The following is a 16085-nucleotide window of genomic DNA, read 5'->3' on the forward strand; positions in this document are numbered from 1 at the left end:
ACAATCAATTACAGTAATCATTAATTTTTTCTTGCAAGATTTGAACAAACCGAGCGACATGTAAACCATCCATTAAAGCGTGATGGACATCAATGGATAGCGGGATCTTGCCGGTTCGCTTATCGTATTGACCAAACACCAATTTAGGAATACCTAACCCGTGCCCCTCACTAACGGCATGTGAAAACCCCGTGAAATTTAGCCAAGGTAAAACAGAAATATGAATGAGATCGGGTTGCCCTTCTGTCGCTGCAAACGCTTCTGAGAAGAAAGGTTGCCCTTTACTTTCTTTTGCTACCTGCAATGCATGCTCAGAAAAGCGTTGAATAGAATCATGTTTTTCAAAGTAACTGAAACGCAATGTATCATCATCAGCTAACTCAACCACACTAGCACGTACAGTTGATAGCTGAATAGGACACGAATCTATAATACGCTGGCGCATGGGCGCATAATCGTGGCAAGCCTCTAAAGTCAGAAAAATATAGCTATGAAAAAATGAATACGGCGCTGACTTACACTGCTCATAAAGTGTAGCCATGTCGAGCGACACACAAACATTAAAGTAAGGGAGACTAAATTCTTTGAAAAAAGCAAAATGTTGCTTACGAGGCCATGACTCAAGATCAATTACGTGACAGTCATTTGGAAGAGAATGCATTGGGTGGCCCTGTGAAATAAAAAAACAGTGTAGCCAGATACATTCATTAAGTCATGTAATTGCGATTAAAATCCGCGATAGTCTATTGGCTTTTTAGGGCTGTTTGCATGTTGTCGCTTATAAAGGTATTTGGCGTAATATGTTATAGCTGTAAGCTTAATTAAGCGGTTTATTTGGAATAATATTGCAAATGGGTATTGAAGCCTATTTGGGCACAAAAAAAGGCGCGCCATGCGCACCTTTTTAAACAGCAAATTAATTAAATTATAAGCCGTTTTCGATGATTTCTAATGCAAGCTCATCAGCAATTAAATGCGTTGATTTTTGCTCTTTCTCTGAGCGAGCAAAAATTTCTGTTAGCGTATCAAAAATACCTTCAACGTGCTTCGTTGACGCCTCTGCACTGTAGCCTTCTGGTGCTGTTTCGTAATACACATTAATGATACCACCAGCATTAATTACATAGTCTGGCGCGTAAAGAATGCCTTTTTCACGAATGATTTCACCGTGGCGAGACTCTGCGAGTTGATTGTTAGCACAACCAGCAATAATCGTTGCTTTTAAACGTGGAATTGTCATGTCGTTTACTGTTGCACCTAACGCACAAGGTGCATAGACATCAACATCTAGGTCATAAATTTCATCGATACCCACTGCTGTCGCATTAAAGTCATTAACAACACGTGATACAGCTTGTTCGTTAATATCAGTAACAAACAATGTTGCGCCTGCTTCATGAAGGTGTTTACAAAGACCATATGCAACGGCACCTAAACCTTGCACAGCAACCTTTATACCCGATAAATCTTGATGACCACGTTGATGCTGTAACGCGGCTTTAATACCTAAAAATGTACCGTAAGCAGTGAAAGGTGATGGATTACCACTTTTACCTTCAAGACCCAGCACATAGTTAGTTTCTTTATTCATGATTGCAACGTCATCGCACGTGATGTTTACGTCTTCTGCTGAATAATAACTACCACTTAAACGCTCTAGCTGACGGCCAAACGCACGGAAAAGCTGCTCTGATTTAATTTCTTTTGCATTACCGATAATAACAGACTTACCACCACCGAATGGTAAACGTGCAACCGCATTTTTGTATGTCATACCTTTCGATAAACGAAGGGCATCGGTTACTGCGTCTTCGTCAGTCGCATAGTCCCACATTCTACAGCCACCTACAGCTGGACCTAACTTGGTATTGTGAACCGCGATAATAGCCTTAAGGCCTGATTCTTTATCTGAACAAAACACCACTTGCTCGTGGTTATCAAAGTCGACTTTATTAAATACAGCCACAGTTAAATACTCCGAAATTTTCTTACCCTTTTTGGGGTGTGAGCGCTGAAATTGCCGAGACTTTATCACTTCGTTTGCTCCCATGCCACTATATGAGATGATAAAACTAAGCTAAGTTACGCGATTGAAATAACAACGCAAAAAACACGTTAAAACAGGAAATATATACCTACATAAATCCACATAAAGCATGATTAATTCAAAACAAAAGTAAATCTACTAAATCTTTTTTACGTGAACGTAAAGGTCAAGTATAGCGTAAAGAAAAAGTGACAAAGTAATTCAGTAGCAAAAGCCTGAAAACACACACTTTAAGTCAAAAGTGTGGATGAGAAAGAGACTGGTCAGAGCTGAAAAAAAACGGCGCTTGGGCGCCGTTTCATATAAACGATTTAATGACGATTATTTTAATTTACCATCAAGCTCTTCGATTTTGGCTTTCCAAATTGCTGGGCCTTGCGTGTGCGCATTGGCACCTTCGCTGTCAACAGCAACAGTCACAGGCATGTCTTCAACTTCAAACTCGTAGATTGCTTCCATACCTAAATCTTCAAACGCCACTACACGCGCTTTCTTAATAGCTTTAGATACTAAGTAAGCAGCACCGCCTACCGCCATTAAGTACACAGACTTATTGTTTTTAATTGATTCAACCGTTGCAGGACCACGCTCAGCTTTACCAATCATACCAATGATGCCCGTGTTTTCTAACATCATGTCAGTGAACTTATCCATACGCGTTGCCGTTGTTGGGCCTGCTGGGCCTACAGCTTCATCACGAACCGCATCAACAGGACCGACGTAATAGATAAATTTATTATCGAAATCAACACCTTCAGGTAAACCTTCACCTGATTGGATCATATCTTGTAGGCGTTTGTGCGCCGCATCACGGCCTGTTAAAATAGTGCCAGAGAGAAGCACAGTTTCACCCATCTTCCACTCTTGTGTGTCTTCTTTAGTTAGCGTGTTTAAGTCAACACGACGTGTGCCCTCGCCAACTTCGAACGTCACTTCTGGCCAATCCTCAAGTTTAGGAGCTTTAAGCTCTGCTGGACCTGAGCCATCTAAGGTAAAGTGAACGTGACGCGTTGCCGCACAGTTCGGGATCATTACTACAGGCTTAGATGCCGCGTGCGTCGGTGCCGTTTTAATTTTTACATCAACAACGGTTGTTAAACCGCCTAGACCTTGAGCACCAATGCCCAACTTATTCGCGCGCTCAAAAATATCAATACGCATTTTTTCTTCTGTTGTCTCAGCGCCGCGTTCAATTAGCTCGTGAATATCAACCGGATCCATTAAAGATTCTTTAGCAAGCACGGCTGCTTTTTCAGCGGTACCACCAATGCCTATACCTAGCATACCCGGCGGACACCAACCAGCCCCCATTGTTGGGAGTGTTTTTTCAACCCACGCCGCAACATCATCCGATGGGTTCAGCATGACCATTTTTGTTTTGTTTTCTGAGCCGCCACCTTTAGCTGCAACCATCACTTCAACTTCGCCACCTGGCACTAAGTCGATATGAACCACAGAAGGTGTATTATCTTTCGTGTTTTTACGCGTACCAGCAGGGTCTGCAACGATTGATGCGCGTAATGGGTTATCTGGGTTTAAGTAAGCGCGACGTGTACCTTCATCAACCATTTGCTGAACAGTCATGTCTGTTTTATCCCACTTAACATCCATACCCACTTTAACGAAACAGGTAATAATACCGGTATCTTGACACAGTGGACGTTTACCTTCAGCAGACATGCGCGAGTTAATTAAGATTTGCGCAATAGCGTCTTTTGCCGCTTTACTTTGCTCTTTATTGTACGCTTTTTCTAAGGCTTGGACGAAATCGAGAGGGTGATAAAAAGAAATGTATTGCAATGCATCTTCAATGCTATCAATGAAGTCTTGCTGACGAATTGTACTCATTACGGGTTCCTTAAGTTTTTATCACGTCGCTTAGTACGTGATCCTGAGTAAACCGGTGACGAAGATTTACTCTACGGGTTAGTCATGGCATCACTATAAAGGAAATCATAACGCTGCCAATCAAATTTAACTTATGATAACCTCCTCGCCCGTTTCGGGCTAGTTATTCAAGGCAATGTAAATGATAAACGATGAAAATTTGTGCATAAAATTAGATTTAACCGATGATTGTATCTCACTCTTTACTCATTTTGCTCATTTGCCCTATGCCGTGTTACTTGATTCAGCAAATAGTAATCATGTAAACAGTCGTTTTGATATCATTGCCATTGAACCACTAAACACATTAGAAGTTAGCAACAACCAATGCTTTTTAAATGGCGAAGCGCAATCCCGTGATTGCTTCACGCTAATGAAATCAGCACTTAATGATTTTGATAATACAGCCAATCCAAACGGGCTTCCTTTTACGGGGGGCTGGCTGGGCTACTTTGGATACGATTTTGGTCGTGTAATAGAAACCATGCCATCGCATGCCGACAATGATATTGCGATGCCACAAATGGCACTGGGTTTATATCCTGATGCACTGATTTTCGATAAACAGCAGCAAAGCTGGTTTTATGTTGCTCAGCGACACCATAATCGTTTAGCTCAATATCAACACTTTTTATCTCAAACACCCACAGATTCTGTACCGTTCACTCTCAATAGTGATTGGCAGTCGAACATGACAAAAGCCAGCTACACTGAAAAGTTTGAACAAATTCAAGCCTACTTAAAAAGTGGCGACTGTTATCAAATTAATCTAGCACAGCGTTTTAGCGCTGAGTTTTCAGGCTCAACATGGCATGCATATCGCACCTTAAGAGACGCCAACAAAGCACCTTTTTCGAGTTATATAAACCACCCAGACGGCGCCATTTTATCGATTTCTCCAGAGCGTTTTATTGCCATAAACCAAGGAAAAATTGAAACCAAGCCAATTAAAGGCACACTACCACGTTTAGCCAAACACGCCGATGATGAGGCACAAGCACTGCGCCTACAACAGTCTGAAAAAGACCGTGCCGAAAATGTCATGATTGTTGATTTATTACGTAACGACTTAGGCAAAGTGGCAAAACCGGGCTCGGTTACTGTTCCCGCCTTATTTGCCATTGAAAGCTTCCCTGCGGTGCACCACTTAGTCAGCACTGTTCGAGCCGAATTAGCGCACGGTAAAGATGCTGTAGATCAAATACACGCTGCATTTCCTGGGGGCTCTATCACAGGCGCACCTAAAATTCGTGCCATGGAAATAATAGAAGAGCTCGAGCCACATCGCCGAAGCGTATACTGTGGTTCAATTGGTTACTTAAGTGCCTGCGGTAATATGGACACGAGTATCACCATTCGTACCTTAGTGTGCCATCAGGGTACGATATACTGTTGGGCCGGAGGCGGTATTGTCGCAGATTCACAGGTCGACTTGGAGTACCAAGAAACATACGATAAAGTAAATAAAATATTGCCTTTACTAAAGTAATAACCTTGAATAGTCAGCAATTAATCACCCGCTTCAGCTTAAGTATGGCCACTGAGCCTGCACAGCAAATTCACATAAATGCGGATAAGCGTGCCAGTGCGGTGATGTTACCGCTCATCGATGTTGAAAACGACGCACATTTAATATTGTGTAAGCGTCCTCGTCATTTACTTCACCATCCAGGGGAGATCTGTTTACCGGGTGGTAAGTTCGAGAAGCAGGATGAGTCATTAATGCACACGGCACTGCGGGAACTCCATGAGGAGCTTAATATTGCTGCACATAATGTTACAGTGCATGGGCAACTTCATCAGTACTCAACATTAACAGGGTTTACGATTGCCCCCTATGTATGCAGCCTTGCTGCAGGAACCGGTTGGCAGGCAGATCCCAACGAAGTCGAAGTGAGCTTTTTACTGCCTATTTCACATTTAAGCGATCACAGAAACTGGCAACCGCTAAGCTTTCAACGAAACGGTAAAACATTCGTTTTAAAAGGCTTAATGACACCGCATGGTCTTCTATGGGGAGCAACAGCCAGTATTATTAATAACTTTATAAAACAACTCGCCCTACCAGTTTAATTATCATGCTTTTAGGGTTACACACGCTCACATACACGTTATTATGTGACACCGTTCAAAGGCAGAAAATACGCCGTATTTAATAAAAAATGAGTAGCAAATTATGATCAGTGCATTCGATATGTTTAGTATTGGTATTGGCCCATCATCATCTCACACTGTTGGTCCAATGCGCGCTTCACGTTTATTTGTAAATGAGCTAGAAGAAAAGAACTTATTGTCTCAGGTAACCGATGTAAAAGTTGAGCTATTTGGCTCGCTTGGCCAAACAGGTATCGGCCACGGTTCTGGCAAAGCCGTTATTTTGGGCTTAGCAGGTTACGACCCTGAAACAATCGATGCTGACTTAGTTGATGACATATTAGCTAAAATCGAAAAAGAACAAGTTATCTACTTAAATCAGAGCCACAAAGCGAAGTTCCCTAAACAAGGTGCGATTGTTTTTCATCGTAGAAAAACCTTGCCTAAGCATTCAAATGCGATGGAAATCATAGCAAGTCAAAATGGCGAAAAGCTCTTTAGTAAAGTGTACTACTCTATTGGTGGTGGCTTTATTGTTACAGATGAAGAGTTTGAAAATGAAAAACAAAAAGCTCTTGATGTTCGTGAAGAAAATCCAGCCCCCTATCCCTTTAATACAGCCAAAGAATTGCTAGAGTTATGTCGCGAATCAGGTTTTAGTGTATCGACATTAATGATGCATAATGAGAAAACGTTGCGCAGCGAAAATGAGATAAAAGACACCCTTTTTAATATCTGGCAAGTAATGAAAGCCTGTATAGAGCGTGGTATGCGTACCGAAGGTATCCTCCCTGGAGGCTTAAAAGTTAAACGTCGTGCCCCCAGCTTACACCTTAAACTAAACATTGAAGTAAACAATGATCCGCTGCGTGCTATGGACTGGGTTGATTTATTTGCGCTTGCAGTAAACGAAGAAAACGCAGCGGGTGGCCGTGTGGTCACTGCGCCAACAAATGGTGCTGCCGGTATTCTTCCTGCGGTTCTAATGTATTACAACACCTTCATCAAAGAAGTAGACCGTGATATTGCGACACGTTATTTATTAACAGCGGCTGCAATTGGTATTTTATATAAAAAGAATGCGTCAATTTCTGGCGCAGAGGTTGGCTGTCAAGGTGAAGTCGGGGTTGCTTGCTCTATGGCTGCCGGCGCCCTGACCGAAATAATGGGTGGTAACGTAGTACAAGTAGAAAATGCCGCTGAAATTGGCATGGAGCACAACCTAGGTTTAACTTGTGACCCCGTAGGCGGTCTTGTACAAGTTCCGTGTATTGAACGCAATGCTATGGGGGCAATTAAAGCGATTAACGCCTCTCGTTTAGCTATGCGCGGTTCTGGTGAACAAAAAGTAACGCTCGATAAAGTCATCAAAACCATGCTCGACACAGGGAATGATATGAAAACTAAATACAAAGAAACCGCACGCGGCGGTTTAGCGGTTAATATCATTGAGTGTTAATTAATACCATATATGGTATGACACATGCCCATTATCAAAAAAGCCGCTTAAGCGGCTTTTAATTTAATAACTTCACTACTTGATTGGCAATTCAATATTTTCAAACAGCTTATCTACGTCTTCTTGATTACGCAGCAAACTGGCGCGTTCAACCAATTCTTTTGTTAAATGAGGGGCAAAGCGCTCAATGAAGTCGTACATGTAACTACGCAAAAAGCTGCCTTTTCTAAAGCCAATCTTAGTGGTACTCGCTTCAAATAAATGACTTGCGTCAATACACACTAAATCGTTGTCTGTCACTTGATCAATTGCCATCGACGCTACCACGCCAACCCCAAGGCCAAGACGCACATAGGTTTTAATAACATCGGCATCCGTGGCTGTAAACACAATATGCGGTTCAAGCCCATGTGCACTAAAGGCTTTATCAAGTTCAGAGCGACCTGTGAAGCCAAACACATAGGTAATTAACGGATACTTCGCGACATCGGCAACAGTCAGGTTATCTGCTTTTTTCGCCAGCGGGTGTGTTTTTGCAACCACAATACTGCGATTCCAGTGATAACAAGGCAGCATGACAAGGTCAGAATATAAGTGTAATGCTTCGGTCGCGATAGCGAAGTCAGCATCACCACGTGCTGCCGCATCAGAAATTTGCTGCGGCGTGCCTTGATGCATATGCAGTGACACCGCGGGGTATTTTTTCATGAACCCCTGAATGACATTTGGCAGCGCATAACGGGCTTGTGTGTGCGTGGTTGCAATGTTCAATTTACCTTGATCTGGCAAAGTATGTTCATTTGCGACGGCTTTGATACCTTCAACTTTCGACAAGATTTCTCGTGAAATATTAATGATTTCATTGCCAGCACTGGTTACATGTGTCAAATGCTTACCACTACGGCCAAAGATCTGAACACCCAATTCGTCTTCTAGCATACGAACTTGTTTTGAGATCCCTGGTTGAGATGTAAATAAACTTTCAGCTGTCGCAGAGACATTGAGTTTATGATTTTGGACTTCGACTATATATCTGAGTTGTTGTAGTTTCATGGCTGCATTGTAAACGTTGTTATTCTTTATTTATAAAGGCTGCTAAGCGCAATGCCAAGTGATATTTCATCGCACTGTCATTTTTTACTTTTATCGCGATTCTTTCTAAGGCTACCACATTCAACTGTGACTCGGTAGCGATGTTTATTCATAAAATACTCAATAAACATGCTTGCTTAACACGACCCTAATAAAAAAGAATGGTTGATTGATAGTTTATTGCACATAAGTATGCGCAAAACTATCCAGATGTAATATTTTTAATGTAAGATAAAAAAATTAGATAGTGAAAACTGAGATTTAGCTATGATTGTTTCTATCATCATTATGCTCATTGTTGCCTTGATTGTCATTGCACTGTGGGTAAGCGCGGTGCAACAACATAAAGAAAAACAAGAGTCAGAGCGTCGCAAAGAACTAACAAAACAGAAAAAAATCATCGAAGAAGCAGAAGAAGTACTGCTCAATAGTACAAACATTCCGATGTCTGAAAATATTTTACGTATTATTCAACGCCGTGTTTATGATGCATTAGCGAGCATGGTGCAGCTATCACCTAACTCAAAAGAACTAAAAAGTCGCTTAAACGAAGCTAAGCAGCGCTTGACCTTGCCAATTGACTCTAATAATTCTGATGCACTTGTATTACCCGATAATGACAAACAATTAATTTCACTGATCCAAAGTATCAAAAAGTTACGTGCATTACTGCGCTCTGAACATGGTAAAGGCAAAGTAGATAGTCAGGTATTTGTGGCCGAGGATAAGCGTTTAGAAAAGTTGCAATTAAGAATCAATGTTGAAAGCCAAATTAAGCGCGGTATTTCAGCGCGTGCAGCAAACATGGTTGGCTCAGCACGTCAGTACTTTGAAAAAGCGTTAGCCACACTTGCTTCTGTAAGCTACAGCGATGACTACATAAATACTAAAAAGCAGGAAATCGAAAATTACTTAGAAGCTATCAGCACGGAACTAAAGGCGTCGAACGCAACATCAAGAAAGAAAAAAGCAGAGCAAGAGCAAGACGATTTAGATGTGTTATTTGCCCCAAAGAAAAAGTGGTAATCCACTTTTTCTTTGGTCTGCATTCATTACGATAAAAACGCGAATTTAATAATAAATAGTGCAGTTAGTACCCATACACTCACACTGATTTCATCTTTTTTACCACACACTAATTTAACCGCAGTATACGCAATAAAACCCAGTGCAATACCATGCGCAATTGAAAATGTTAGCGGGGTCATTAATAGCACTACGCTTACAGGAATTGCATCTGTCATGTCATCCCAATTAACCAGCTTTAAATTTTGCATCATTAAAACAGCCACGTACAATATCGCGCCTGCTGTTGCGTAGGCTGGGATCATACTGGCAAGCGGTGCAAAGAACATCATAAGCAAAAAGCAAATTCCGACGACTACCGCCGTTAAACCTGTACGCCCACCTACAGATACACCGGCCACTGACTCAATGTATGATGTGGTTGTCGACGTTCCCAGCATAGAGCCTGCAATCGTGGCAGTACTGTCCGCACTCAGCGCTCGGCCTAAACGTGGCATTTTGCCTTGTTCATCAGCAAGACCCGCTTTTTGTGTTACAGCGACAAGCGTGCCTGACGTATCAAATAGATCTACAAAGAGAAACGCAAAAATAACCGTCAACATCGAAATTTCTAGTGCGGCTGCAAAATCTAATTGCATAAACGTAGGCGCAATTGAAGGTGGCATAGAAACAATGCCTTTGTATTCAACAAGATCTAAACCTAATGCGATGCCCGTCACTAACAAGATGCTGATCAACACCCCACTTTTCATATCACGATACAATAACGCAGCAATCACAAAGAAGCTTAAGATAGCCAATAAAGGGCCAGGCGCAGTAATATCACCTAATTGCACCAGTGTGGCAGGACTTGCGACGATTATCCCTGCATTTTTTAATGCGATTAGCGCTAAAAAAGCGCCAATACCCGTTGCGATAGCACGCTTTAAAACCAAAGGAATCGCGTCGATAATCCATTCTCTGACTTTAAATAAGCTCAAGCATAAAAAAATACATCCCGACATAAACACCGCACCAAGCGCTGCTTGCCAACTGTAACCCATACCAAGTACGACACCATAGGTGAAAAATGCATTTAAGCCCATGCCTGGAGCCAACGCTAATGGGTAATTTGCCCACAACCCCATAATAAAGCACCCAATCGCCGCCGCAATACAGGTTGCTACAAACGCAGCACCTTGGTCCATACCTGCTTCTGCTAGCATGGCTGGATTAACGAAAACAATATAAACCATAGTGATAAATGTTGTGATACCCGCAATGGTTTCACGGCGGACTGACGTGTTGTTTTCACGTATTTTGAAAAGTCTTTCGAACATGTTGAACTTTAAGTTAAGATTAATTGGCTAATTTTATCATATTTTCTCATAATTAGAGGACAATTTACCTTGCAATGTTCTAAACTAATAAGGTCTTTTATTTCAAGAAAATAACTAAACTATGTCTGATAAATCGCCAGTAGGCTTAGATTTAGAGCAACAACTTGACAACGTACTTGCCTTTATAACGCAGCCTGATACAGGGGATGAGCCACAAAAAAGTACGCAATCAGTTGAAAAAACACTAAACAAAGCGTTGTATTATCTTAAAAACGAACAAGCGCCACTTGCCGCAAAGTGGATGCGTTTAGCTGCAATGGCAGGTAATCATAGAGCACAATTTTACATGGGGCTGTTTTTTATAAAAGGCCAAGGCGTGCCGCACAGTGTTTTCCATGGTTCAGTCTGGTTGAGTCTCGCCAGCAGCCAAGGTTACGAGCCTGCAACCGCTGCCCTAAATGATTTAAGAAAGCACATTAGTACTCGCCGTCTGCAAGACGCACAAAGCTATGCAGCAACGCTATATGAACAAATCCACCAGCAACAATTTTCGCACCTTATTCCACACAACCCTGACGCCAATTAACAAGCGTCAGGATTCACTGCTAATTACGAGTGTTTTGTCAGTTTGCTCTCAAAGGCGATAAGCCCTGCGCCTATCACAACCAATAAAATACCAACAAACTCAAGCCATACATGGCCTTTATGCGACTTAATAATAGGTGTTTTTGAAGTTACACTAAATAAACGCCTACCCTGTTCGCCTGACTCGACGAACGAAGTGCCTTTATAGTCAGGTGAAATAATAAATTTAAAATCACGTCTGTTAGTCATTTCGCGATGTTTTGCATCTATATTTTCCCCGCTTTTATCTACGAGTAGTGTTCGCCAATCATAAAAAATACCATCCGGCTCATTATCTTTCACTACACCGTATGATTTGTACTCATAAAATTCTGTGTTAAATAACTTTTCTTGATGGCCTAAATAAAATAGCGCACAACCTAAAGCACTTATCAGTATGGCGCTATAAATCAGTGAACGCTGTTTAAAATTGTTTGTTAGTTTGTTGCTTATACCAAGCTTCAATATCAGGCACATTAATCAGCCGAGCTTTATCTACTGAGTGTTTTAATGGCTGCATAAAATCACAAATGGTTAAATTGAGTGCGGCTAATATAGAGCGAAATGTGTCATTAGAAGGCACTGACTTATCGTTCTCAAGTTTTGATAAGTAGCTTTGCTCTATCCCTACTTGCTCAGCAAATTCTGGTTGGCTTAGTTTAAGCTCACTACGATAGTGTTTTAGTTGTGAACCGAATGTACTCATAACGCATGTCCTTTTCTATTGTGGAGCGGTCATTCTTTGCTATTCATGCAGAAATAAGAAGCTGAATAAATATGAATAGTGAAGAATATTAGCAAGTTAATTGGAAAGATACGAGATACGAGATACGAGATACGAGATACGAGATACGAGATACGAGATACGAGATACGAGATACGAGATACGAGATACGAGATACGAGATACGAGATACGAGATACGAGATTATCAGAATAAAGGGGTGTTTTTTAAAATCAATCATTTGTTTGAGGAAAATAAATGGCGGAGTGGACGGGACTCGAACCCGCGACCCCCGGCGTGACAGGCCGGTATTCTAACCAACTGAACTACCACTCCGCAGTGGTATGTGCATGGGGTAATGCACTAAATTTGTTCATGATATCAAGTGGCGGAGTGGACGGGACTCGAACCCGCGACCCCCGGCGTGACAGGCCGGTATTCTAACCAACTGAACTACCACTCCGCAGAGATATCATTGTTATTACTTAATTTGTTGGCGGAGTGGACGGGACTCGAACCCGCGACCCCCGGCGTGACAGGCCGGTATTCTAACCAACTGAACTACCACTCCGCGATACAAATTTTGTAATTAAATAGCTGTTAAATAGTGGCGGAGTGGACGGGACTCGAACCCGCGACCCCCGGCGTGACAGGCCGGTATTCTAACCAACTGAACTACCACTCCGCAGTATCTAATGCTATTTATTTTTTCCTATTGGCGGAGTGGACGGGACTCGAACCCGCGACCCCCGGCGTGACAGGCCGGTATTCTAACCAACTGAACTACCACTCCGCAAAGGAAAATGTTTTACAACCATTAGTTGTGTAAGTATTGGCGGAGTGGACGGGACTCGAACCCGCGACCCCCGGCGTGACAGGCCGGTATTCTAACCAACTGAACTACCACTCCAGCGCGTACTTACAAATTGTCGAAAATTGGCGGAGTGGACGGGACTCGAACCCGCGACCCCCGGCGTGACAGGCCGGTATTCTAACCAACTGAACTACCACTCCACAATTTCGTTGCTGACTGAGTCTCCCCTGACAGCGGCGTGAATAATACGAATCACCCTCTGGTTCGTCAAGGGCTTTTTTGTATTTTTACAGGTTTTTTAGTCATCTGACATCGAAAGGTTTAAAATTTCACCTGATTTGTCATTTTTTGAACCATTTTTGCCAACTTCATTTTCATTCGTTGCTTGCTCAACATTTTCAGATGAGCTTTTTTTCTTTAAAAACGGTAACGATAATTTGAATTTAAGTGGTTTCTTTTGCACAAAAATACGAATGGCTAACCACCCTAATAGAAGAACGATTAAATTTCCAACAACAATAAGTGTCACCATTAGCACAGTGGATGCTTTTTTTTCTTCTTCTAGGATTCTTTGCTGCTCAGCTTGCGCTGCTAAATCGACTTCTGGACGAACAATTTCAGGTACAATCTCAATGGGTCGTTCAATTTCAAATTTATACGTCGGCAGCGTCGCCATAAATTCACGGTCATTTATATTGCTACCAAACACCGATAGCTCGACACTGTATCGACCCCAATCATAATTTTTGATTGCTAATTCTCTGGTTTGAGATTTATCAGCATCAATTGAAAACATTTGCTCTTCATTATTGGGGTAATAGATTTTACCTTGAATAAGCACTGTTTCTGGTTTGACGATTTCAGGGTTTAAAGTAATCGTTAAGGTATGCTCATCGGTATCTTGTTCTGCTAATGCCATGTCATAGCTAAAAGGAGGCTCATGAACAACAATCGGCTTTTGTACTACTGTACGTTTTAATATCGGTGTTTCTATATATAACTCTGGTTGCCACTCCCCTGCTGGGAAGACCAATTTAAACTCCCCGGTAAACACACCATCAAGGGGGCGCTCATCAAACCCACGACCATCATCTTTAAAATCGGTAACACTTTGCGTGCCCGCTCCAAAATTAGCGAAGTCACTGTTATTGGTACTTACAAAATCAACATGTAGACTTATGACATCTCGAAATTGCCCCACCTCAATTGGCTTACCATCATTGAGTACTCGGCCTGTTAATTTAATGGTTTCGCCACGAAACAACATGGGAGGGAGAGGGTCTACACGTAATTCAATTTCGCCTAATACCATTACTCGACTGTCTGGCAAAATACTGCCAACGACTTGCCAAGGGCCAGGCATCGGGTCTGTGATGGTGATCAAATCGTAGCTTAGTTCATCATGCCAGTCTAAGTTGGCGTTCTTCACCGAGTCAGTCGCGTAGTACTTGCTGCCATCTGGACGTACAAGCACCACGGCGGGTGCACCGCGTTTACGGAAAAATAATAACGTAATTTTATCAACGTTGTGATCAATGCGAAAACGGTTATCTAGTAGAGGAATTTCATTTTGAATCCCGTCACGCTGTAACGGGGTTATTTTATCTTGCTCAGTGGCAAGTCCCATCAAGGGCAATACACACACTAATCCTGCTAGAAGCTGTTTTCTCATTTTATTACCTTATTCTGCACGCCATAAGCATTGACCGCCTTTTGCGACCAAGTCTAAACGCTCTTCATGAGCGGCATGCTCTTGCTCTGTGGCCTTTAATACAACCAGTGGCGCTCTATCAGCGCTCACGCGTCGAATACCACCCATTTGTTGCTCTGAACCTTCATCTTTATTCTGATTTAAATTTAGCTTAACTTGCCCACCTGTCATGGCGAGGTAAACGTCGGCTAAAATCTCGGAATCCAGTAATGCGCCGTGTAAGGTTCGCTTTGAGTTATCAATATCATAACGACGACATAACGCATCAAGGTTATTCTTTTGACCAGGATGCAAATCACGCGCCATCTTCAAGGTATCAAGAACTTGACAGACATCTTCAGTATTCGGATAGCCCTGATTCAACAGCGCAAACTCATTATCCATATGGCCGATATCGAACGCCGCGTTGTGGATGACAAGTTCTGCGCCTTTTATGTACTCAAGAAATTCATGCGCTATTTGGTGATACAACGGTTTATCACGTAAAAACTCATTAGTAATACCGTGAACATCGATGGCTTCTTCTTCAATGTCACGCTGTGGATTAATATACACGTGAAAATTGTTGCCAGTAAGGCGGCGATTTACAAGCTCTACACACCCGATTTCAATAATCCGATGGCCTTGCTTTGGGTCAATACCCGTGGTTTCTGTATCTAAAACTATTTGTCTATGTGCCATATCGTCTTAAGCCTGACTCTGGTATCTTTCTATAATCACTTTATTGTACATAATATCAAGGTAAAACAGTGCAAAAAACCGTAGAGATTTACACCGATGGGTCATGTTTAGGTAATCCGGGGCCAGGAGGTTATGGCGCAGTGATGCGGTATAACGGTCATGAGAAGCAATTAAGCCAAGGATATACCCTTACTACAAATAATCGGATGGAAATGCTCGCAGCCATTGTTGCACTCGAAACATTAACCCGCCCCTGCCATATTATCCTTACCACCGACAGCCAATATGTCAAACAAGGTATTGAGTCATGGGTTGAAAACTGGAAAAAACGAGGCTGGAAAACCGCAGCCAAAAAACCCGTCAAAAATGTCGACTTGTGGAAACGCCTTGATGCAGCTTGCCAACGACACACCATTGAGTGGCGCTGGGTAAAAGGTCACAGCGGGAATAAATACAATGAACTCGTTGATGACCTTGCCCGTGAAGCAGCAGGTGGCGATGCCCTACTTGAAGACACCGGTTACGACGAAGCAAGTTAAAAATTAACGCAGAGCATTTAAAGTTTTTGTTATATGTTATAAGATTTAGCTATAACAATAATTAAGGAC

The 16085-nt window shown here is 42.2% G+C and carries 15 protein-coding genes and 7 tRNA genes; 6 read left to right on the plus strand and 16 right to left on the minus strand.

What is annotated here, in order from left to right; all coding sequences use genetic code 11:
- Positions 1–4: 4 nt before the first annotated feature.
- The 3 genes from H3302_RS09835 to H3302_RS09845 all read right to left on the minus strand — a co-directional run bounded on the left by H3302_RS09835 (position 5) and on the right by H3302_RS09845 (position 3895).
- Positions 5–661: a CatA-like O-acetyltransferase gene (locus tag H3302_RS09835; protein ID WP_182395068.1), complete on the minus strand. Its 657-nt coding sequence runs from the start codon at positions 659–661 to the stop codon at positions 5–7.
- Positions 662–925: 264 nt separating this feature from the next.
- Entirely contained in the window at positions 926–1966 is a 1041-nt protein-coding gene (locus H3302_RS09840) for a Glu/Leu/Phe/Val dehydrogenase (protein ID WP_036969160.1), read from the minus strand.
- A gap of 402 nt (positions 1967–2368) precedes the next feature.
- A complete protein-coding gene (locus H3302_RS09845) occupies positions 2369–3895 on the minus strand; it encodes a fumarate hydratase (protein ID WP_036967485.1) in 1527 nt (508 codons plus the stop codon).
- A 181-nt stretch (positions 3896–4076) separates the two neighbouring features.
- On the opposite strand from H3302_RS09845, the gene pabB reads away from it, so the two are divergent.
- The 3 genes from pabB (at position 4077) to H3302_RS09860 (ending at position 7487) form a co-directional block, all read left to right on the plus strand.
- Entirely contained in the window at positions 4077–5423 is a 1347-nt protein-coding gene (gene pabB, locus H3302_RS09850) for an aminodeoxychorismate synthase component I (protein ID WP_182395071.1), read from the plus strand.
- 5 nt (positions 5424–5428) lie between these two features.
- Positions 5429–6007, plus strand: coding sequence for an NUDIX hydrolase (locus H3302_RS09855; RefSeq protein ID WP_409076796.1), 579 nt, complete (start codon positions 5429–5431; stop codon positions 6005–6007).
- Between the two features lie 103 nt (positions 6008–6110).
- A complete protein-coding gene (locus tag H3302_RS09860) occupies positions 6111–7487 on the plus strand; it encodes an L-serine ammonia-lyase (RefSeq protein ID WP_036967478.1) in 1377 nt (458 codons plus the stop codon).
- A gap of 75 nt (positions 7488–7562) precedes the next feature.
- Here the strand turns inward: H3302_RS09860 and cysB are convergent, their stop codons facing one another.
- On the minus strand, positions 7563–8540 hold the full coding sequence (gene cysB / locus H3302_RS09865) for an HTH-type transcriptional regulator CysB (protein WP_036967477.1): 978 nt from the start codon (positions 8538–8540) through the stop codon (positions 7563–7565).
- A gap of 306 nt (positions 8541–8846) precedes the next feature.
- Here cysB and H3302_RS09870 point away from each other — a divergent pair, with 306 nt between their 5' ends.
- Positions 8847–9605: a hypothetical protein gene (locus H3302_RS09870; RefSeq protein ID WP_065978727.1), complete on the plus strand. Its 759-nt coding sequence runs from the start codon at positions 8847–8849 to the stop codon at positions 9603–9605.
- A gap of 26 nt (positions 9606–9631) precedes the next feature.
- Here H3302_RS09870 and H3302_RS09875 read toward each other — a convergent pair whose 3' ends face one another.
- Positions 9632–10924, minus strand: coding sequence for an NCS2 family permease (locus H3302_RS09875; RefSeq protein ID WP_065978728.1), 1293 nt, complete (start codon positions 10922–10924; stop codon positions 9632–9634).
- Between the two features lie 121 nt (positions 10925–11045).
- Here H3302_RS09875 and H3302_RS09880 point away from each other — a divergent pair, with 121 nt between their 5' ends.
- Positions 11046–11510, plus strand: a complete 465-nt coding sequence (locus tag H3302_RS09880; RefSeq protein WP_036967474.1) for a sel1 repeat family protein — start codon at positions 11046–11048, stop codon at positions 11508–11510.
- 23 nt (positions 11511–11533) lie between these two features.
- Here the strand turns inward: H3302_RS09880 and H3302_RS09885 are convergent, their stop codons facing one another.
- The 11 genes from H3302_RS09885 to dnaQ all read right to left on the minus strand — a co-directional run bounded on the left by H3302_RS09885 (position 11534) and on the right by dnaQ (position 15477).
- Complete coding sequence (locus H3302_RS09885; protein ID WP_182395073.1) at positions 11534–12013, minus strand: transcriptional regulator; 480 nt, start codon at positions 12011–12013, stop codon at positions 11534–11536.
- Entirely contained in the window at positions 11973–12254 is a 282-nt protein-coding gene (locus H3302_RS19915; protein ID WP_182395075.1) for a helix-turn-helix domain-containing protein, read from the minus strand. Before H3302_RS19915 ends, H3302_RS09885 begins: the two co-directional genes overlap by 41 nt.
- A gap of 276 nt (positions 12255–12530) precedes the next feature.
- A tRNA-Asp gene (locus tag H3302_RS09895) sits at positions 12531–12607 on the minus strand.
- 50 nt (positions 12608–12657) lie between these two features.
- Positions 12658–12734, minus strand: a tRNA-Asp gene (locus H3302_RS09900).
- Between the two features lie 31 nt (positions 12735–12765).
- Positions 12766–12842, minus strand: a tRNA-Asp gene (locus tag H3302_RS09905).
- Between the two features lie 37 nt (positions 12843–12879).
- Positions 12880–12956: transfer RNA gene (locus tag H3302_RS09910), tRNA-Asp, on the minus strand.
- 31 nt (positions 12957–12987) lie between these two features.
- Positions 12988–13064, minus strand: a tRNA-Asp gene (locus tag H3302_RS09915).
- A 40-nt stretch (positions 13065–13104) separates the two neighbouring features.
- Positions 13105–13181: transfer RNA gene (locus tag H3302_RS09920), tRNA-Asp, on the minus strand.
- A gap of 27 nt (positions 13182–13208) precedes the next feature.
- Positions 13209–13285, minus strand: a tRNA-Asp gene (locus H3302_RS09925).
- Positions 13286–13383: 98 nt separating this feature from the next.
- Positions 13384–14757, minus strand: a complete 1374-nt coding sequence (locus tag H3302_RS09930) for a TIGR03503 family protein (protein ID WP_182395077.1) — start codon at positions 14755–14757, stop codon at positions 13384–13386.
- Between the two features lie 9 nt (positions 14758–14766).
- Positions 14767–15477, minus strand: coding sequence for a DNA polymerase III subunit epsilon (gene dnaQ / locus H3302_RS09935; RefSeq protein WP_036967470.1), 711 nt, complete (start codon positions 15475–15477; stop codon positions 14767–14769).
- A gap of 68 nt (positions 15478–15545) precedes the next feature.
- Between dnaQ and rnhA the strand changes: the two genes are divergently transcribed.
- Entirely contained in the window at positions 15546–16016 is a 471-nt protein-coding gene (gene rnhA, locus H3302_RS09940; protein ID WP_036967468.1) for a ribonuclease HI, read from the plus strand.
- Positions 16017–16085: the final 69 nt, after the last annotated feature.

Source organism: Pseudoalteromonas sp. MT33b, assembly GCF_014117385.1.
Taxonomy (GTDB): domain Bacteria; phylum Pseudomonadota; class Gammaproteobacteria; order Enterobacterales; family Alteromonadaceae; genus Pseudoalteromonas; species Pseudoalteromonas lipolytica.